Genomic DNA, 18,882 nt, shown 5'->3' with positions numbered 1-18,882 from the left:
CGGAGAGGGGTGGAGCATGCTCGAGGAGTCGACGACTCCGATCGTGGAGGCGCACGACCTGGTCATGTTCGACCTGGACGGAGTGGTCTACGTCGGGGGAGAGGCCATCGACGGTGTGGCCGAGCGCATCGAGCGTGTCCGCGCGGCGGGGCGCCACGTGGCCTTCGTCACCAACAACGCCTCGCGCACGCCCGACAAGGTGGCCGACAAGCTCGTGGCAGTCGGCGTCGAGGCGTCCGCCACCGACGTGGTCACCTCGGCCCAGGCGTCCGCACGACTGCTGGTCGAGCAGCACGGGGCCGGGGCGAAGATCCTGCTGCTCGGTGGTGAGGGCCTGCGGGTGGCGCTGCTCGAGGCTGGGCTCGAGCCGGTCGAGGAGCCGGAGGGCGCCGTGGCCGTCGCGAGCGGCTACGGTCCGGACGTCCGGTGGCGCGACATCATGCGCGCCTCGGTGCTCGTGCGCGACGGGCTGCCCTATGTCGCCAGCAACACCGACATGACCATTCCGACCCCCTACGGGCTCGCACCCGGCCACGGGGTGCTGGTGCGCACGATCGCCGGGTTCGCCGGGGTCGAGCCCACGGTGGCGGGCAAGCCGGAGCGTCCCCTGATGGAGGAGACCGTCCGGCGAGTGGGTGGTGACCGGCCGATCATGGTCGGCGACCGGCTCGACACCGACATCGAGGGCGCCCACGCCATCGACGTACCGTCCCTGCTCGTGCTCACGGGCGTCAGCTGGCTGCCCGACCTCGCGGCGGCCGTCCCCGAGCTGCGGCCCACCTACATCTCGCCGACGCTGGAGGGACTCTTCGAGCCGCATCCGGTGCCGACGGTCTCCGAGGTGGGCGTCGAGCTCAACGGGTGGACCGCGGCCGTCGAGGACGGTCGCCTGGGTGTCACCGGCCAGGGCAGCGACGCCGACTGGTGGCGGGTGGCGGTGACCGCCTGCTGGAGACACCTCGACGAGACCGGCACGGCAGCCGAGGTGTCCGACACGAGCCCGCCCGGGCCGGTCCGACAGCTCGACGCCGAGTAGGCTCGCCGCCATGGACCACGCACCCGGGACCCCGGCCCCGCCAGGCGGAGAGGCTGACGTGGAGTCGACCGGAGTCGAGTCGGTCGACCGCGTCCTGGCGGAGGTGGCCGCCGTCGCCGGCGCCCCTGTGGGCGAGCACGTGCAGGTCTTCGAGCGCGCCCACGAGCAGCTGCGTCGAGCCCTCGACGCCACGCCCGGCCCCGCGGACGACCGCGGGCAGGGCGCCTGAGACGACCGTGCCCCCACGACGACTTCGCCTCGACCAGGAACTCGTCCGCCGCGGCCTGGCCCGCTCCCGCGAGCACGCCAGCGAGCTGGTGGCGGCCGGGCGGGTCACCGTGTCCGGCGCCGTGGCCACCAAGCCGGCGACGGGGGTGACCACCGACGTCGCGATCGTCGTGCGTGAGGACCCGACGACGATCGACTACGTCTCGCGCGGAGGCCACAAGCTGGCCGGCGCGCTGGAGGCGTTCGCCGCCCATGGGCTCACGGTCGAGGGCAAGCGGTGCCTCGACGCGGGTGCCTCGACCGGCGGCTTCACCGACGTGCTGCTGCGGGCGGGCGCCCGCGAGGTGGTCGCGGTCGACGTGGGCTACGGACAGCTCGCCTGGTCGCTGCAGAGCGACGACCGGGTGCAGGTCCACGACCGCACCAACATCCGCGAGCTCACCCTCGACGTCGTCGGTGAGCCTGTGGACCTGGTGGTGGGCGACCTCTCCTTCATCTCCCTGGCGCTGGTCCTCGACCCGCTCCTCTCGGTCACCCGCGAGGACGGCGAGCTGGCCCTCATGGTCAAGCCGCAGTTCGAGGTGGGCAAGGACCGTGTCGGCAAGGGCGGGGTGGTGCGCGACCTCGGTCTCCGCGCAGAGGCGGTCACCACGATCGCCGACCTCGCGGCCGCCCGCGGGTGGGGTGCGGTCGCCGTCACCGTGAGCCCGCTGCCGGGCCCGTCGGGCAACGTCGAGTTCTTCCTGCTGCTGCGCCACGGGGCAGCGACGATCGACGCGGACGACATCCGCGCCGAGGTGGAGAGGGCGGCCCCGCTGGGGGTGGCGGGTGAGAGGGTGGACCCGTGACCGTCGAGAGCCCCGGGCGCCGTGTGCTGGTGCTCGCACACACCGGCCGGGCCGAGGTGCGCGAGGTGGCACGCGCATGCGTCAAGTCACTGACCCACCACGGCATCGCCGTACGCCTGCTGGCCGACGAGGCCGCAGACCTCGGCCTCGAGTCGGCCGACGGTCTGGTCGAGACCACGCACCCCGACGACGTCCCGGGTGAGGGCTGCGAGCTGGTCCTGGTCATCGGCGGCGACGGGTCGATCCTGCGAGCGGCCGAGCTCACCCACGCGACGAGCACCCCGCTGCTCGGCGTGAACCTGGGCCACGTGGGCTTCCTGGCCGAGGCCGAGCAGGAGGACGTCGAGTCGACGATCTCCGCGATCGTCGACCGCGCCTACACCGCCGAGGACCGCCTCACTCTCGACGTACGGGTGCTGCAGGGCAAGGAGGTCGCCTTCTCGACCTTCGCCCTCAACGAGGCCAGCGTCGAGAAGGCCGCCCGTGAGCGGATGCTCGAGGTCGTCGTCGAGGTCGACGGTCGACCGCTGTCGCGGTGGGGCTGCGACGGCGTCGTGTGCGCGACCCCCACCGGGTCGACGGCCTACAACTTCAGCGCCGGCGGCCCCGTCGTCTGGCCCGAGGTCGAGGCCCTGCTCATGGTGCCGCTGAGCGCCCATGCACTGTTCGCCCGGCCGATGGTCGTGGCACCGACGTCGGTGCTGGCCGTCGAGGTGCTGGCCAACACCGAGGGCTCCGGCGTGCTGTGGTGCGACGGTCGTCGCACCTTCGACCTCGCACCGGGCGCGCGCATCGAGGTCCGCCGTGGCGAGCGCCCGGTCCGGCTCGTCCGGCTGCACCAGGCACCGTTCACCGACCGGCTCGTCGCGAAGTTCGACCTGCCCGTCGAGGGCTGGCGCGGCGCCTCGGAGCGCCGCCGGCGGGACGGGGGCGACGGCGATGCTTGAGGAGCTGCGGATCAGCTCGCTCGGCGTCATCGACTCCTCGACGCTCGAGCTCGGGCCCGGCCTGACGGTGATCACGGGTGAGACCGGGGCCGGCAAGACGATGGTGGTCACCGCTCTCGGCCTGCTCCTCGGCGGGAGGGCCGACTCCGGTGCGGTCCGGTCCGGTGCCAAGCAGGCGCGGGTCGAGGGTGTCGTCTCGACCGGCTCGCTGCACGACTTCCGGCACGCCGTGGAGGAGTCCGGTGGCGAGGTCGAGGACGGCCAGGTCGTGCTCGCGCGCAACGTGGCCGCCCAGGGCCGGTCCCGTGCCTGGGTCGGCGGGGCGTCGGTCCCGGTGACCACTCTGGCCGAGATCGCCGAACCGCTCGTCGCGGTGCACGGACAGTCCGACCAGCACCGGCTCCTCCGGCCGGGAGCGCAGCGCGCGTCGCTGGACCGCTTCGCCGGCGCCGGGCTGGCCGAGGCCGCGGAGGCCTACGCCGGGCTGTGGGCCGAGCTGGCCGCCACCGAGCGCACCCTGGCCGAGGTGGTCGGCTCCGCCCGTGAGCGGGCGCGCGAGGCCGACCAGCTGAGGTTCGGGCTCGGTGAGGTCGAGGCCGTCGACCCGAGGCCCGGCGAGGACGCCGAGCTGGCGGCGGAGGAGACCCGGCTGGGGTTCGCCGACACGCTGCGCACCGCCGCCGAAGAGGCCCGCGAGGCGCTCTCGAGCGACGAGGGCGCCACCGACGCGCTCGCCACGACGAGTGCTGCCCGGCGGGCGCTGGAGGGGGTCCGTGAGCACGACGCGACCGCCGGGGAGCTGGCCGACCGGATCGCCGAGCTCGGCCACCTGCTGGTGGACGTCGCCGGCGACGTGGCGTCGTACGCCGCCAGCCTCGAGACCGACCCGGCGCGCCTCGCCGCCGTGTCCGAGCGACGTGCGGCGCTGACCGCGCTCACCCGCAAGTACGGCGAGACCATCGACGAGGTGCTCGCCTGGGCGGAGGACGGCGCCAAGCGGCTGCTCGACCTCGAGGACACCGGCGGCCGGATCACCGAGCTCGAGACCCGCCGCGACCGGATCCGCGCCGAGCTCGGCGTGCTCGCGGCCACGCTCAGCAGCCGACGCGCCGAGGCGGCGGCCAGGCTCGGCGCCGCCGTCAGCGACGAGCTGACCGCCCTGGCGATGCCCCACGCCACCGTGACCGTCACGGTCACGCAGAACCCGGCGCCCACCCCGGACACCCCGGCCGGACCGGTGATCGAGGTGGACGGACGCTGGCTGCGCGCCGGCTCCCACGGCGTGGACGACGTGGAGCTCCTCCTCGCCGCCAACACCGGGGCCGAGGCCCGGCCGCTGCACAAGGGTGCCTCGGGCGGCGAGCTCTCCCGCGTGATGCTGGCGCTCGAGGTCTCGCTGGCGGAGACCGGCTCGGTGCCCACCTTCGTCTTCGACGAGGTCGACGCCGGGGTCGGGGGCAAGGCGGCCATCGAGGTCGGCCGCCGGCTCGCCGCCCTGGCCCGCACCTCGCAGGTCCTCGTGGTGACGCACCTGCCCCAGGTCGCGGCCTACGCCGACCGCCACGTGGTCGTCCACAAGTCCAGCGACGGGTCCGTCACGACGTCCGGCCTGGTCTCGCTCGACGAGGTCAGCCGGGAGCGCGAGCTGTCCCGGATGCTGGCGGGGGTGGAGGACTCCGAGAGCGCCCGGGCCCACGCGCGAGAGCTGCTGGAGGCCGCCGCGCCCGAGCGGGCGTGCCTCCCAGAAGGGCAGGGGCGCGGCTGACACCATGGCGCGGTCATGAAGTTCGCAGTCCGCTCCCGCCCAGCCCCCAGCCTCCCCGGCGTGCACGGCACGGCCCGGGTCCACCGGCGTACGGCCAGCCTGCTCGGACGCCTCCACGAGGGTGACATCGCCGTCCTCGACCACACCGACATGGACCGCGACACCGCGCAGTCCCTCGTGGACGCGGGCGTCGTCGCCGTGGTCAACGCAGGGCCGATGATCTCCGGCCGCTACCCCAACCTCGGGCCTGAGCGGCTCGTGGAGGCCGGCGTCCTCGTCGTCGACGACGCCGGCGCCGGGATCTTCGAACGGCTCAAGGACGGCACGCAGGTCCGCATCGACGGGGGAGTGGTCTACGCCGGCGACACCCTCGTCTCGCCGGCCCGCGAGCTCACCCCCGACGTCGTCCGCTCCGAGATGGACAAGGCGCGCAGCGGCCTGGCCGCGCAGCTCGAGAGCTTCACCCACAACACGACCGAGTTCCTCCGTCGCGAGCAGGACCTGCTGCTGCACGGGCACGGAGTCCCGAAGACCGCCACCGAGATCGCCGGTCGTCCCGTCGTGGTCGCCGTGCGGTCGCACGGGTGGGAGGAGGAGCTGCGCGGCGTCAAGCCGTTCGTGCGCGAGCAGCGTCCCGTCCTGATCGGGGTGGACCGAGGCGCCGACGCCCTCGCGAGCGCCGGGCACCGCCCCGACGTGGTGGTCGTGACCGGGGGCAGCGACGACCTCCCCAGCGCCGCGGTCCTGCGCAAGGCCCGGGACGTCGTCGTGCTCGTCGAGCGCGGGGCGCTGCGGTCCGCGACCGAGCAGTTCGAGCGCATGGGCATCCGCCCGCTCCGCTTCGAGACCACCGCCACCACCGAGGACGCCGCCCTGCTGCTGGCGTCGGCCCGCGAGGCCTCGCTCATCGTGGGCGTGGGCATGCACGCGACGCTCGACGAGTTCCTGGACCGCCGGCGCTCGGGGCTCGCCAGCACCTTCCTGACCCGGCTCAAGCTCGGCCCGGACCTCGTCGACGCGGCCGCGCTGCCGCGGCTCTACGACGGTGCGGTTCGTCCACGCCACCTCCTCGGAGCCGTCGTCGCCGGCGTCCTGACCGTGGCCGCCGCCATCAGCGTGACCCCCGTCGGCCAGCAGTGGGTCGACGACGTCACACCTGCCGTCTCCCGCACCACGTCCGACCTGATCGACAACGCCCGAGGAATTCTCCCGTGATCACCCTGCGTCACCACGTGCTCACCATCGTCGCCGTCTTCCTGGCGCTGGCAGCCGGCATCGTCCTGGGTGGCGGTCCGCTGTCCGAGGTCGGCCCCGCCGTCACGGCGGCGCGCAGCGACCAGACCGGCGAGCCGGCCGAGGGGAAGGCCGCGGCCGACTACAACGACTCGTTCGTGACGGCCATGGAGCCGGCGATCGCGTCCGGCCGCCTGGCCGACAGGTCGGTTGCCGTCGTGACCGTGCCCGGCGCCGACGAGCAGGTCGTCGCCGCGCTCACCGAGTCGATCGCGGCGGCCGGTGGCACCGTCAGTGCCCGCTACCGGCTCGCCGACGACCTGGTGGACCCCAGCCAGAAGTCGCTGGTGGACACGCTCGGCAGCCAGCTGCTGACCCAGCAGTCCACCGATGCCGTCGCGGCCGACGCGTCGACGTACGACCGGATCGGTCAGCTGATCGGCCTCGCGGTCTCCACCAAGGAGGCCGAGGGGACCGACGTCACCGGCAAGGCCCGCGCGATCGTCGAGGCCGTGAGCGGCGCGGGCCTCATGGAGGAGCCGGGTGCGGTGGAGCGACGGGCTCCGCTCGTGCTGCTGGTGCTCGGCACCGACGCGCACGACGAGGGCTCGGACGCGATCCTCGCCGGCTTCGCGAAGGGGCTCGCCGCGCAGGCGACCGGTGTCGTCATGGCCGGCACTGTGCCGGACGGGGGAACCGGCCAGCTCGGGCGGTTCCGGGCCGATCCGGCCGCCGCGAGCGTGGCGAGCGTCGACGGGATCGACACACCGTCGGGCAGGCTGGCCACGATCATGACCCTCCAGCGGTCGCTGACCACGCCCGGCGGCTCCTTCGGTGCGTCGGGTTCCGACGGCGCCGTCCCTCTCGGGTAGACTGCAAGCCCGTGAAGAGCCGCACGCCGACCAAGCACGTATTCGTCACCGGAGGCGTCGCCTCCTCCCTCGGCAAGGGGCTCACCGCCTCCAGCCTGGGACAGCTGCTGAAGTCGCGCGGCCTCCGCGTGACGATGCAGAAGCTGGACCCCTACCTCAACGTGGACCCGGGCACGATGAACCCGTTCCAGCACGGCGAGGTCTTCGTGACCAACGACGGTGCCGAGACCGACCTGGACATCGGTCACTACGAGCGGTTCCTCGACACCGACCTCAACCAGATCGCCAACGTGACGACCGGGCAGGTCTACTCCACGGTCATCGCCAAGGAGCGCCGCGGCGACTACCTCGGCGACACGGTCCAGGTGATCCCGCACATCACCAACGAGATCAAGGACCGCATCCTCGCGATGGGCGGGCCCGACATCGACGTGGTGATCACCGAGATCGGCGGCACCGTCGGCGACATCGAGTCCCTGCCGTTCCTCGAGGCCGCGCGCCAGACACGTCACGAGATCGGTCGCGACAACTGCTTCTTCATCCACGTCTCCCTGGTGCCCTACATCGGCCCGTCGGGGGAGCTGAAGACCAAGCCCACCCAGCACTCGGTGGCCGCCCTGCGCTCCATCGGCATCCAGCCCGACGCCATCGTGTGCCGCGCCGACCGCGAGCTGCCCGAGGGCATCAAGCGCAAGATCGCGCTGATGTGCGACGTCGACGACGAGGCCGTCGTCACGGCCGCCGACGCGCCGTCGATCTACGACATCCCGAAGGTGCTGCACCGCGAGGGCCTCGACGCCTACGTCGTACGCCGCCTCGACCTGCCCTTCCGCGACGTGGACTGGACGACGTGGGACGACCTGCTGCGCCGGGTGCACCACCCCTCGGAGGAGGTCACGGTCGCGCTGGTCGGCAAGTACATCGACCTCCCCGACGCCTACCTCTCCGTCAGCGAGGCGCTGCGCGCGGGCGGCTTCGCCCACGAGGCCAAGGTCAACATCCGCTGGGTCGCCTCCGACCTGTGCGAGACCGAGGCTGGGGCCGCCAAGCACCTCGCCGACGTCGACGCCGTGCTGGTCCCGGGTGGCTTCGGTGTGCGCGGCATCGAGGGCAAGCTCGGCGCCCTGCGCTACACGCGCACGCACGGCATCCCGACCTTGGGGCTCTGCCTGGGCCTGCAGTGCATGGTCATCGAGTACGCCCGCAACGTCGCCGGCCTGGGCAAGGCCGGCTCGACGGAGTTCGACCCCGACACGGTCGAGCCGGTGATCTCGACCATCGAGGAGCAGAAGAAGTTCGTCGAAGGTGCTGGTGACCTCGGCGGCACGATGCGCCTCGGGCTGCAGAAGGCCGCGCTCGCCGAGGGCAGCGTCGTGCGCGCGGCGTACGGCACCGACGTCATCGAGGAGCGGCACCGCCACCGCTACGAGTTCAACGACGCCTACCGCGAGACGCTCGCCGAGGCCGGCATGGTCTTCTCCGGGATCAACCCCGAGCTGGGCCTGGTCGAGTTCGTCGAGCTGCCGGCCGACGTGCACCCCTACTACGTCGCCACGCAGGCGCACCCCGAGCTGCGCTCGCGCCCGACCCGGCCGCACCCGCTGTTCGCGGGCCTGGTCGGAGCAGCGATCGAGCGGCAGCGCTCCGAGCGGTTCCCGCTCGACGAGTCCGGGCTGCGCCGCAAGGACGACGCGGAGGACTGACCTCCCAGCGCGAGGAAGTGCCCGGTCGGCGCCTCCCAGCGCGAGGAGGTGCCCGGTCGGCGCCTCCCAGCGCGAGGAAGTGCCCGGTCAGAGCTGGCGCGCCTGCAGGATCCGGCCGAGCACGAACGAGTTCGAGCGGAGCTGGTTGCGGGCGTACGCCATCAGGCTGGTGTCCTCGGCCGCCTTCTCGGCGGCCGCGAGGAACGTCTCGTCACCGGCGCCGAGCGGGTACATCGCGCGGATGGTGAGGCCCTGGTTGAGGAGCCCGCCCTTCAGCGTGTGGAGCTCGTCGAGGTAGCGGAGCGCGAACGGCGCGAGGAGCTCGGCCTGGCCGGGACGCCAGAACGTCGAGCCGAGCACGAGGGTCTCGCGGCTCGCGGGCACCGCGTAGTCGACGAAGAAGGCCTTCCAGACCTCTTCCTTGGCCTCGCGGTCCGGTCGCGCCGCGAGCACGCCCAGGCGGCGCATCCCCGCGTCGGGGTCCGGGTCGGACTCGAGCAGCCGGGCCACCGCGTCCTCGTCGTAGTCACCCAGCTCCGCACGGCGCACCGCCATGCGCCAGGCGAGGTCGAGGTCGGTCGCTTGCCCGGCGGCCTCCTCGAGCACCGCCCAGTGCGCGTCGGTGGACGCGGACGCGGCCAGCGTGCGGAGGGCGGCCTGGCGGGCGTCAGGGACCTGGACGAGCCCGACGACGACGTCGGCCAGACCGCGCAGCAGGCCGGGGGACTCCGCGGCCGGCGCCCAGCGGTCGGCGACCTGGAGGGCCTGGCCGAGGAAGGGCTCGATCAGGGCAGGGGCGGTCTCGGTGGCCAGGGCGCGGGTGAGCGCGGCCGAGACGTCGCGGGGCGCGACATCTCCCAGCAGGAGGAGCTGACCCGCGGTCGCGGCCACCAGGGCGCGGTCGAGCGGGTCGGTGAGCTGCTGGACGCGCTGGAGCATCTGCTCGAGCGACGTGGCATCGGGCTTGACGGCGGCGAAGGTGTAGTCGCCGGCGTTGACCAGGCGCAGGTCGCCGGCGGGGAGCTCGACGGGCGTGCGGGCGCCGCTGATCTCGTGCGAGGACCGGCCCACGGGGACGAGGTCGTCGCCGGAGGTGTCGAAGACCGCCACGTCGAGCCGGTGGGGGCGGGGCTCCTGGTGGTCGTTGGTCTCCACGTGGAGCTCGTCGCCGACCAGGGAGATGACGTCGGTGCCGGCCTCGTCGAGCCAGGACTTCGTCCAGGCCGAGAGATCACGGCCGGACGCCCGGGAGTAGCAGTCCATGAGGTCGTCGAGGCGGGTGTTGGAGAAGGCGTAGCGGCTGAAGTAGTCGCGCAGCCCCTCGACGAAGGCGTCCTCCCCGATGAAGGCCACGAGCTGGTGGAGCACGCTCTGGCCCTTGACGTAGGTGATCGCGTCGAAGTTGGACATCGCCGCCGACACGTCCGCCACGTCGCCGCGGATCGGGTGGCTGGCCGGGCTCATGTCCATCTCGTAGGCGGTGCGCTTGGACGCGGCCAGGAAGGTCGCCCACTGGTCGGTGAACTCGCTGGCGTTCGCCAGCCCCCAGTTCGCCGCCCACGACGCGAAGGCCTCGTTGAGCCACAGGTCGTCCCACCACTGCATGGTCACGAGGTCGCCGAACCACATGTGGGCCATCTCGTGGAAGATGAACTCCGCGCGCACACCGCGCTGCGCGTGGGTCGGGGGAGTGCGGAACAGCTGGCCGTCGCCGTAGGTCACGCAGCCCCAGTTCTCCATCGCACCGCCGAGGTTGGGCACGAAGACCTGGTCGTAGCGCTCCTGCAGGAACGGGTAGGCGAAGCGCTCGCCGAAGAAGGCCAGTCCCTGCCGGGTGAGCGTGACCAGCTCGTCGAGGTCGCGCTCCATCACGGGCACGAGCGACTGACGGCAGTAGAAGCCGAGGTCGTAGCCGTCGTGCTGGCGTCGCACCTCGTGGAACGGGCCGGCGTTGACCACGACGACGTACGTCGACAGGCGCGGGGTGTCGGGGAAGGTCCAGGTGCGCGCGTCCGAGGACTCGGCGTCCTCGATCGACTCGGGGCCGCCGTTGGAGGTCACCAGCCACGACGAGGGCGCGGTGACGACGAAGCGGTGGGGTGCCTTGAGGTCGGGCTGGTCGAAGCAGGCCCAGACGCGGCGGGCCTCGTCGGGCTCGAGGCTGGTCCAGACGTAGACGAGCTTGTCGGTCGGGTCGACCGTGCGCAGCACGCCCTCGCCGGCCGCCGTGTTGGTGGTGCTGGCCTCGACGACGAGGACGTTGTCGGCCGCGAGCGGAGGCAGCGGCAGGCGTCCGTCGGCGGTGGCCGAGACGTCGATCTCCTCACCGTTGAGCGTCGCCCGGCGCACGTCCATCGCCACGTCCACGAACGTCGTGGCACCCGGTTCGGAACAGGTGAACGTGATGGTGCTGGTCGAGGACCACACCTCGCCCTCGAGCAGGCCGGTCATGTCGACAGCGATGTCGTAGCGCTGCACGTCGAGGAGGGAGGAACGGGTCGCGGCTTCGTTCTTGGTCAGGGTCGCCAACGTCATGGAGGTGACCGTACTCACTGTGTCCACCCGCGCTAACGTGCAGGGCATGCCCCCTTCAGGAGACCTGCCCGGAGATCCTGCCCCCGAACCCCTCGCCGACCGGCCGATGTCCTGGCCGGTGGTGTCGAGCACCGACCTGCACCGCGACGAGTGGGTCGTGGCGCTGCGCGAGGACGTCATCACGCGTCCGGGTCATCCCGAGGAGTTCGGCCGGCTGAGCCTCGAGCACCCGGGAGCGGTGATCGTCCTCGCGGTCGACGAGGAGGAGCGGGTCATGTGCCTGCGGCAGTACCGCCACACCAGCGGTCACGAGTTCGTCGAGCTGCCCGCGGGCCTGCGCGACGCCGGGGACGAGCCGCCCGTGGAGACCGCGAAGCGCGAGCTCCAGGAGGAGGTCGAGCTCGAGGCGAGCGACTGGAGGCTGCTGCTGAGCACCTTCCCGAGCGCCGGCATCACCGACGAGGTGCACGAGATCTTCCTGGCCCGCGGGCTCACGCACGCGCCGCGCGGGGACTTCGCGATGGAGCACGAGGAGGCCGAGATGGTGCGCTTCTGGGTGCCCATGACCGACCTGCTCGAGGCCGTCCTCGACGGGCGGGTCCGGCAGGGTCCGCTCGCGCAGGCGGTGCTGGCCTACGCGGTGCTGAAGCAGCGGGGGACCCTGGACGCACGTTGAGGCAGTCCGGGAGTAGTCTCGCTCCCGCTGTGAGGGGCGCCACACCGTCGTACGCCCCGGGACCCTGGAGGAGCAAGGCATGAAGGTCGGCGTACCCAAGGAAGTCAAGAACCGCGAGTACCGCGTGGCCCTGACCCCCATCGGCGTGCACGAGCTGGTCCAGCACGGTCACGAGGTCGTGGTCGAGAAGTCCGCGGGCGTGGGGTCGCAGATCCTCGACGACGAGTACGTCGCCGCCGGTGCCACGATGCTCGACACGGCCGACGACGTGTGGGGCTCCGCCGACATGATCCTCAAGGTCAAGGAGCCGGTCGCCGAGGAGTACGACCGGATGCGGGAGGGCCAGACCCTCTTCACCTACCTCCACCTCGCCGCCGACAAGCCCCTCACCGAGGAGCTGATGAAGCGCAAGGTCACGGCCATCGCCTACGAGACGGTCCAGCTGCCGTCCGGCGGCCTGCCGCTGCTCTACCCGATGTCGGAGGTCGCCGGCTGCCTGGCGCCCCAGGTCGGTGCCTACTCGCTGATGAAGGCCAACGGCGGCCGTGGCGTCCTGATGGGCGGCGTCGGCGGCGTGGCCAACGCCAAGGTGGTGATCATCGGGGCCGGTGTGTCCGGGCAGAACGCCGCCAACATCGCGCTCGGCATGGGCGCGGACGTGACCCTGCTCGACACCGACCTCGACAAGCTGCGGATGTCGTTCTGGCGCTACAACAACCGCGTCCACGGCCTCGCCTCGTCCAAGCTGGCGATCGAGCAGCAGGTCATGGAGGCCGACATGGTGATCGGCGCGGTGCTGATCCCGGGCGCCGCCGCTCCCAAGCTGGTCAGCAACGAGCTGGTCTCGCGGATGAAGCCGGGCTCGGTGCTCGTCGACATCGCGATCGACCAGGGCGGCTGCTTCGAGGACTCCCACGCCACCACCCACGACGACCCGACCTACGAGGTCCACGACTCGGTCTTCTACTGCGTGGCCAACATGCCCGGCGCGGTGCCCAACACCTCGACGTACGCCCTCACCAACGCGACGCTGCCCTACGCCGTGGCCCTCGCCGACAAGGGGTGGCAGCAGGCGCTGCGCGACGACCAGAGCCTCGCGCACGGCCTCAACACCTACGCGGGCCAGCTCACCAACGCGCCGGTCGGCGAGGCCGTCGGCATCGACTCGGTGGGCCTCGACAGCGTCCTGGGATGAGGGCCGGGTGAGCGGTGGAGTGACGCTCAGCCGCGCCGTGCGCACCTACCTCGACCACCTCGCGGTCGAGCGCGGCCTGGCGGCGAACACGCTCAGCTCCTACCGGCGCGACCTCGGCCGCTACGACGAGTTCCTCACCTCCCAGGACATCGACGACCTGGACGCGGTCACCGAGTCGACGGTGGCCGCGTTCCTGGTCAGCCTGCGGGAGGGCAGCGAGGGCCACCCGCCGCTCAGCGCCACGTCCGCCGCTCGGACGGTCGTGGCGGTGCGCGGCTTCCACAAGTTCGCCGTGGCCGACGGCCTGGCGCAGGCCGACCCGGCGGCTGCGGTGAAGCCGCCGACGCCCGCCAAGCGGTTGCCCAAGGCGCTCCCGCTGTCCGACGTGGAGGCCATCCTCGACGCGGCCGGCGCACCGGACACCGCCCTGGCGCTGCGCGACCGCGCCCTGCTCGAGCTGCTCTACGGCACCGGCGCGCGGATCTCCGAGGCGGTGGGCCTCGACATCGACGACCTCGACCAGGTCGACGGCACGGTGCTGCTGCGCGGCAAGGGCGGCAAGGAGCGGCTGGTGCCGGTGGGCGCCTACGCCCGCGAGGCCGTGGCGGCCTACCTCACCCGTGCCCGCCCGGAGCTGGTGGGCTCCGGCCGCGGCGGGCCGGCGATGTTCCTCAACTCCCGCGGTGGACGACTCTCGCGGCAGAGCGCGTGGGCCGTCCTGGTGAAGGCGGCCGAGCGCGCCGGCGTGACCGCCTCGGTCTCGCCCCACACGCTGCGGCACTCGTTCGCCACCCACCTCCTCGACGGCGGCGCCGACGTGCGCGTCGTGCAGGAGCTGCTCGGCCACGCCTCGGTCACCACCACGCAGGTCTACACGCTCGTCACCGTCGACAACCTGCGCGAGGTCTTCGCCACCGCGCACCCCCGCGCTCGCGAATGAGCCGCCGACGCCGCTCCTGACGCGGGTGGATGGTTGGATCGACACATGCCCGACCATGCTGCCCGCCTCGACACGCGGGTGCCGACGGGCGCTGACCCCGACGCGGTGTACGACGCCTTCGCCGGGTGGGTGGCCGACCAGGGCCTCGAGCTCTACCCGCACCAGGACGAGGCGGTCATCGAGCTCCTCGGCGGCAACCACGTCATCCTGGCCACTCCGACCGGCTCCGGGAAGTCGATGGTGGCGATCGGCGCCCACGTGGCCGCGCTGGCGCAGGACAAGGTCAGCTTCTACACCGCGCCCATCAAGGCACTGGTGAGCGAGAAGTTCTTCGCCCTCATCGAGGTCTTCGGTGCCGACAACGTCGGCATGCTCACCGGCGACGCCGCGGTGAACCCGGACGCCCCGATCATCTGCTGCACCGCCGAGGTGCTGGCCAACATCGCCCTGCGCGAGGGCCGCGGCGCCGACGTCGGCCTGGTGGTGATGGACGAGTTCCACTTCTACTCCGAGCACGACCGCGGCTGGGCCTGGCAGGTGCCGCTGCTGGAGCTGGTCGACGCCCAGTTCCTGCTGATGTCCGCGACGTTGGGCGACGTCTCCTTCTTCGTCGAGGACCTGAAGCGACGCACCGGCCGGGACACGGCCGTGGTCGACGACGCCGAGCGCCCGGTGCCGCTGAGCTTCCGGTGGTCCATGGAGCCCCTCGACGACACCCTCGAGGAGCTGGTGACCACCGGGCAGGACCCGGTCTACGTCGTGCACTTCACCCAGGCCGCCGCCGTCGAGCACGCGACCAACCTGCTGCGCTCGCGTCTCGTCTCGGCCGGAGGCGGGCTCAAGGTGGACAAGGAGGCGATCGCCCAGCGGATCGGCGCCTTCCGGTTCGGCGCCGGCTTCGGCAAGACGCTGTCGCGGCTGGTCCGCAACGGCATCGGCGTGCACCACGCGGGCATGCTGCCGAAGTACCGCCGCCTCGTGGAGACGCTCGCCCAGGCGGGACTGCTGCGCGTCATCTGCGGCACCGACACCCTCGGCGTCGGCATCAACGTGCCGATCCGCACGGTCCTGTTCACCGGGCTGGCCAAGTTCGACGGGACCCGGCAGCGGGTGCTCCGGACGCGGGAGTTCCAGCAGATCGCCGGCCGGGCCGGCCGCGCGGGCTACGACACGGCCGGCTACGTCGTCGTACAGGCCCCGGAGTTCGTGATCGAGAACGAGCAGGCCAAGGCCAAGTCGGCCGCGCGCCAGGCGGCCGGGAAGAAGAAGTCCAAGGCCCAGCTCAAGAAGGCGCCGGAGGGCACGGTCGTGTGGACCGAGCAGACCTTCGACAAGCTCGTGGCCGGGGTGCCGGAGCGGCTGGCGAGCCGGATGAAGGTCGACAACGCGATGCTGGTCAACGTCGTCTCCCGCGAGGAGGACGCGTTCGCGGTGATGCGCCGCCTGGTCACGGACAACCACGAGGACCGACGCGCACAGCTGCGCCTGGCCCGTCGGGCACTGCGGCTCGCCCGCTCCCTGGTCCGCACCGGCATCGTGACCCGCCTCGAGGAGGTCGACCGCTTCGGTCGCCGCTACGTCCTGGCGGTGGACCTGCCCGACGACTTCGCGATCAACCAGCCGCTCGCGCACTTCGCCCTCGCGGCCTTCGACGTGCTGGACCCGGAGTCGGAGACCTACGGGCTCGACGTGGTCTCGGTCGTGGAGGCCGTGCTCGAGGCGCCCCGGCAGATCCTCATGGCGCAGCAGCACGCCGCACGCGGCGACGCGATCGGGGAGATGAAGGCCGACGGCCTGGAGTACGACGAACGCATGGCGCTGCTGGAGGAGATCACCTGGCCCCAGCCGCTGCGCGAGCTCCTCGAGGCGCTCTACGAGACCTACCGCCAGACCCACCCGTGGCTCCCCGACGACGCGCTCGGGCCGAAGTCGGTCGTGCGCGAGATGTGGGAGAACGGGATGGGGTTCACCGACTTCGTCGGCCGCTACCAGCTCGCCCGCTCCGAGGGGCTGGTGCTGCGCTACCTCACCGATGCCTACCGCACCCTGCGCCAGACCGTCCCCGAGGCGCACCGCGCGCCGGAGGTCGAGGACGTCATCGAGTGGCTGGGGGAGACGGTGCGCCAGACTGACTCCTCGCTCCTCGACGAGTGGGAGGCGCTGTCCGACCCCGACCACGTCTCCAGCGCGGTCGCCCACCACGAGCCGCCGCCACCGCCCCGCCCGCTGTCGCGCCAGGAGAGGCCGTTCCGGGTGATGCTGCGCAACGCCATGTGGGCCCGGGTCGACGCCGTCTCCCGCGACGACCTCGACGGGCTCGTACGCCTCGAGCGGGCCGCCGCCGACCGCATCGAGCCGCCGCGCCAGGTCGTCATGGGGCGCTCGCCCTGGGACGCGGCACTCGAGGACTACTACGCCGAGCACGACTCGGTCCTCACCGACGGCGACGCTCGCGGTCCCGACCTCCTCGTGGTGGGGGAGGAGCGCACGGGCGAGCCGGTCGGCGCCGAGGAGGGCACGACGTCGCGGGTGCGCGACGTGCGCCAGACGATCCACGACCCCGAGGGCCACCACGACTGGGTGATCGAGGCGGTCGTCGACTGCGACGCCACGGACGCGGCCGGCGAGCTGGTGCTGGCGGCGTCGGCCATGCGCCGGCTCTGAGCTCGCCGCCCCGACGCACGCCCTTACCCACATTGAGGGGAGCCACTCTCGAGCCGCCGTCGTAGCGTTGAAGGGGATCCACCAGTGGGGGTGCACATGCCGGACCACCCGGGGCAGGGCGAGGAGTCGACGGCCAGGCTCAGCGTGGCGGCCCTCGGCACGGGATTCCTGGCGGTCGCCGCCATGGTGCTGGTGCTGACGTGGGCCGGTCCCTCCGACGGCGGAGATGACCCCGGCCCCGGTGGGGGCGTCTCCGTGGCAGTGGCGAGCGCACCGACCGAGAGTGCCGCGACGCCGGTGTCCAGGACGGGCGCCAACACCCGACTCGCCCGGTGCGTCGAGGCCGCGCGGATGCTGCAGGGCCCCCTGGACGCCGCGCGTCCCGCCCTGGACCAGTGGGCGGTGCACGTCGACGCGATGGATCGGCTGGTGGCCGGTGACATCACGCGCCGGCAGGCGGTGAGGTCCTGGAAGCGGACCAGGCCGGGGGTGCAGCGCAAGGTCGAGGCCTTCCGTGCGGCGGAGACCGGCCTGCGGGAAGGACACGGCGTGGACTGCCCTCGCCCCGACCTGCTCGCCCCCGGGTCGCGGGCCCTGCCGGCGTGCGCCCGCCAGGTCGCGCTCGAGGTGCGGGTGCTGCGCACCGCTCGGGTGTCGATCGCGATGTGGGAGCACCACGTGCACCAGATGGACATGCTGCGACACGGTGACCTCACACCTCGGCGAGCGACCCGCCTGTGGCTGAGGATGTGGCGGGGCGGCCAGCGCGACCTCAGCGACTACCGCGAGGCCGTCCGCGGGGCGCGGCAGACCACGAGCTGCGACACCGACGCCATCGTGCAGTGACGGCGAGGGTCCCGCGTCAGTCACCTGTCGCGAACGAGATCGAGTCGCGGGCGTCTGCCGCGCGCTGCACCAGCTGCGGGGACGCGTTGATGCTGTGCCACAGGTCGACGACGACAGGTCGGCCGCCGAGCCCCAGTGTCCAGAAGTCGATCACGACGCCCTTGTCCACCATGCCGTAGGAGATGCCCCGGGATCCGCTCGGGGCTTCAGCGACGCGGTAGTAGGTCTGAGCGCAGCTGACGTCGACGCGCATGCGCACGTGCACGGCCGGGAGCCCGAACGCCGTCGTGGTCGCCGGCGGCTGGAGGACGCTGCTGCGTGGCAGTGCGGCGAGCATGGCGGCCAAGTCCTCGGGCGTCGTGGGGAGGACCATGCTGGTGCGGTCCTGGAGGCACCCTGACCCGGCCGCGAGCGCCGTGGGTTGATAGATGCCGAAGCCGGCGTTCGCGCCGTTGCCGTCCGAGACCCTCGCGTAGTCCCCTCCGACCCAGTTGTCCCCCTGGACCGTGAAGTCCGCCTCGATGGCTTCACCGGTCGCCGTCCTTCCCACGAGCACCCGGTAGGTTCCGCCGTCCGTGAGCTGCGGTCTCTCGCCATCCATCGTGGGCACCGGGCTCGGTCGGGTCGCGACGTGCTCGCTGCGTGATCCCGTGGGCTCGCTGGTCGACACGCCATACACCGCAGCGCACGCCAGCACGGCCGCGGCCGCGACGCCGGAGCGGAGCGCCGTACGACGGCGTCGTCGCCTCCGCCCGCCGCCGATCAGGCGGCCCACGTCGGGCAGCGGCGTCGAGTGCTGGTCGGCCTCGCGGGTCAGCGTCGCCCTCAGCTCGTCTGCCAGGCTCATGACTGCTCCGATCGATCCGGGACCCCGGCAGCCGCCAAGGCTCGTCTCAGTGCCCCCATGGCGGCATGGCACTGAGACTTGACGGTGCCGGGCGCGCACCCGAGGGTGTCGGCGATCTGCGCCTCGCTCATGTCTTCGTAGAACCTCAGCACCACCACCGCCCGCTGGCGCGCGGGCAGGGCGCAGATCAACGGCCACAGGAGCGAGCGGTCGAGCAGCCCCACGTCCTCGGACTCGTCAACGCCCTCGGGGAGTCGGTCGCTGGGCAGCTCCCCGCTCCACCGGCGACGGCGGCTGGAGACGAGCGTCGTGACGAGCATCCGGCGCACGTAGGCCTCCGGGTACTCCATGACGCTGATCCGCCGCCAACTGACGTACGCCTTCTCCAGGGCGCTCTGCAGGAGGTCCTCGGCACCGGTCGGGGAAGCCGCCAGCAGGTAGGCCAGCCGGTAGAGGGACGCCCACCGGGCGCCGACGAAGTCGGCGAAGTCCTGGTCGACGTCCATCTCGTCACCTCCCGCACCCCGTCACCCCTCCAACGCGATGG

The 18,882-nt window shown here is 72.4% G+C and carries 16 protein-coding genes; 13 read left to right on the top strand and 3 right to left on the bottom strand.

From position 1 onward, the window contains the following. The first annotated feature begins 16 nt into the window (after positions 1-16). From ACS3YM_RS08590 to ACS3YM_RS08555, 8 genes are read left to right on the top strand one after another with little or no spacing between them, the layout of a single operon-like run. A complete protein-coding gene (locus tag ACS3YM_RS08590; protein ID WP_439939644.1) occupies positions 17-1,036 on the top strand; it encodes an HAD-IIA family hydrolase in 1,020 nt (339 codons plus the stop codon). A gap of 10 nt (positions 1,037-1,046) precedes the next feature. Beyond that, on the top strand, positions 1,047-1,265 hold the full coding sequence (locus ACS3YM_RS08585) for a hypothetical protein (RefSeq protein ID WP_439939643.1): 219 nt from the start codon (positions 1,047-1,049) through the stop codon (positions 1,263-1,265). Positions 1,266-1,272: 7 nt separating this feature from the next. After that, entirely contained in the window at positions 1,273-2,112 is an 840-nt protein-coding gene (locus ACS3YM_RS08580) for a TlyA family RNA methyltransferase (RefSeq protein WP_439939642.1), read from the top strand. Further along, positions 2,109-3,059 carry an NAD kinase gene (locus tag ACS3YM_RS08575; RefSeq protein WP_439939641.1) on the top strand — a complete coding sequence of 317 codons (951 nt, stop codon included), beginning with the start codon at positions 2,109-2,111 and terminating at the stop codon, positions 3,057-3,059. Before ACS3YM_RS08580 ends, ACS3YM_RS08575 begins: the two co-directional genes overlap by 4 nt. Beyond that, a complete protein-coding gene (gene recN, locus ACS3YM_RS08570) occupies positions 3,052-4,824 on the top strand; it encodes a DNA repair protein RecN (protein ID WP_439939640.1) in 1,773 nt (590 codons plus the stop codon). Before ACS3YM_RS08575 ends, recN begins: the two co-directional genes overlap by 8 nt. Before the next feature lie 15 nt (positions 4,825-4,839). Continuing rightward, positions 4,840-6,039 carry a putative cytokinetic ring protein SteA gene (gene steA / locus ACS3YM_RS08565; protein WP_439939639.1) on the top strand — a complete coding sequence of 400 codons (1,200 nt, stop codon included), beginning with the start codon at positions 4,840-4,842 and terminating at the stop codon, positions 6,037-6,039. Beyond that, a complete protein-coding gene (locus tag ACS3YM_RS08560) occupies positions 6,036-6,929 on the top strand; it encodes a copper transporter (RefSeq protein WP_439939638.1) in 894 nt (297 codons plus the stop codon). Before steA ends, ACS3YM_RS08560 begins: the two co-directional genes overlap by 4 nt. Positions 6,930-6,940: 11 nt before the next feature. Further along, on the top strand, positions 6,941-8,632 hold the full coding sequence (locus ACS3YM_RS08555; protein ID WP_439939637.1) for a CTP synthase: 1,692 nt from the start codon (positions 6,941-6,943) through the stop codon (positions 8,630-8,632). An 87-nt stretch (positions 8,633-8,719) separates the two neighbouring features. Here the strand turns inward: ACS3YM_RS08555 and pepN are convergent, their stop codons facing one another. Next, positions 8,720-11,167, bottom strand: a complete 2,448-nt coding sequence (gene pepN / locus ACS3YM_RS08550) for an aminopeptidase N (RefSeq protein ID WP_439939636.1) — start codon at positions 11,165-11,167, stop codon at positions 8,720-8,722. 46 nt (positions 11,168-11,213) lie between these two features. Between pepN and ACS3YM_RS08545 the strand changes: the two genes are divergently transcribed. The 5 genes from ACS3YM_RS08545 (at position 11,214) to ACS3YM_RS08525 (ending at position 17,488) form a co-directional block, all read left to right on the top strand. Then, positions 11,214-11,843, top strand: coding sequence for an NUDIX domain-containing protein (locus ACS3YM_RS08545; RefSeq protein WP_439939635.1), 630 nt, complete (start codon positions 11,214-11,216; stop codon positions 11,841-11,843). Positions 11,844-11,922: 79 nt separating this feature from the next. Next, on the top strand, positions 11,923-13,038 hold the full coding sequence (gene ald / locus ACS3YM_RS08540; protein ID WP_439939634.1) for an alanine dehydrogenase: 1,116 nt from the start codon (positions 11,923-11,925) through the stop codon (positions 13,036-13,038). Between the two features lie 7 nt (positions 13,039-13,045). After that, positions 13,046-13,978 (top strand): site-specific tyrosine recombinase XerD, encoded by a 933-nt coding sequence (gene xerD / locus ACS3YM_RS08535; RefSeq protein WP_439939633.1) that lies wholly within the window; start codon positions 13,046-13,048, stop codon positions 13,976-13,978. Between the two features lie 45 nt (positions 13,979-14,023). Next, positions 14,024-16,642, top strand: a complete 2,619-nt coding sequence (locus ACS3YM_RS08530; protein WP_439939632.1) for a DEAD/DEAH box helicase — start codon at positions 14,024-14,026, stop codon at positions 16,640-16,642. A 96-nt stretch (positions 16,643-16,738) separates the two neighbouring features. Then, positions 16,739-17,488, top strand: a complete 750-nt coding sequence (locus tag ACS3YM_RS08525) for a hypothetical protein (RefSeq protein ID WP_439939631.1) — start codon at positions 16,739-16,741, stop codon at positions 17,486-17,488. A 16-nt stretch (positions 17,489-17,504) separates the two neighbouring features. Here ACS3YM_RS08525 and ACS3YM_RS08520 read toward each other — a convergent pair whose 3' ends face one another. Further along, entirely contained in the window at positions 17,505-18,335 is an 831-nt protein-coding gene (locus tag ACS3YM_RS08520; protein ID WP_439939630.1) for a hypothetical protein, read from the bottom strand. Next, a complete protein-coding gene (locus ACS3YM_RS08515; protein WP_439939629.1) occupies positions 18,332-18,841 on the bottom strand; it encodes a SigE family RNA polymerase sigma factor in 510 nt (169 codons plus the stop codon). The genes ACS3YM_RS08520 and ACS3YM_RS08515 overlap by 4 nt, the downstream gene beginning before the upstream one ends. Between the last annotated feature and the right edge of the window lie 41 nt (positions 18,842-18,882).

Origin of the sequence: Nocardioides sp. N13(2025), from assembly GCF_051912545.1 — a bacterium.
Lineage (GTDB): Bacteria > Actinomycetota > Actinomycetes > Propionibacteriales > Nocardioidaceae > Nocardioides.
The sequence above is the reverse complement of the archived record's forward strand: the minus strand, read 5'-3'. Positions and strand labels throughout refer to the sequence as shown.

Excerpts from the sequence above, each read along its gene's own strand:
- ACS3YM_RS08530 (WP_439939632.1), top strand. The coding sequence starts at position 14,024 with ATGCCCGACCATGCTGCCCGCCTCGACACGCGGGTGCCGACGGGCGCT.
- ACS3YM_RS08590 (WP_439939644.1), top strand. The coding sequence starts at position 17 with ATGCTCGAGGAGTCGACGACTCCGATCGTGGAGGCGCACGACCTGGTC.
- ACS3YM_RS08585 (WP_439939643.1), top strand. The coding sequence starts at position 1,047 with ATGGACCACGCACCCGGGACCCCGGCCCCGCCAGGCGGAGAGGCTGAC.
- ACS3YM_RS08520 (WP_439939630.1), bottom strand. The coding sequence starts at position 18,335 with ATGAGCCTGGCAGACGAGCTGAGGGCGACGCTGACCCGCGAGGCCGAC.
- ACS3YM_RS08525 (WP_439939631.1), top strand. The coding sequence starts at position 16,739 with ATGCCGGACCACCCGGGGCAGGGCGAGGAGTCGACGGCCAGGCTCAGC.
- ald (WP_439939634.1), top strand. The coding sequence starts at position 11,923 with ATGAAGGTCGGCGTACCCAAGGAAGTCAAGAACCGCGAGTACCGCGTG.
- pepN (WP_439939636.1), bottom strand. The coding sequence starts at position 11,167 with ATGACGTTGGCGACCCTGACCAAGAACGAAGCCGCGACCCGTTCCTCC.
- steA (WP_439939639.1), top strand. The coding sequence starts at position 4,840 with ATGAAGTTCGCAGTCCGCTCCCGCCCAGCCCCCAGCCTCCCCGGCGTG.
- ACS3YM_RS08545 (WP_439939635.1), top strand. The coding sequence starts at position 11,214 with ATGCCCCCTTCAGGAGACCTGCCCGGAGATCCTGCCCCCGAACCCCTC.
- recN (WP_439939640.1), top strand. The coding sequence starts at position 3,052 with ATGCTTGAGGAGCTGCGGATCAGCTCGCTCGGCGTCATCGACTCCTCG.
- ACS3YM_RS08515 (WP_439939629.1), bottom strand. The coding sequence starts at position 18,841 with ATGGACGTCGACCAGGACTTCGCCGACTTCGTCGGCGCCCGGTGGGCG.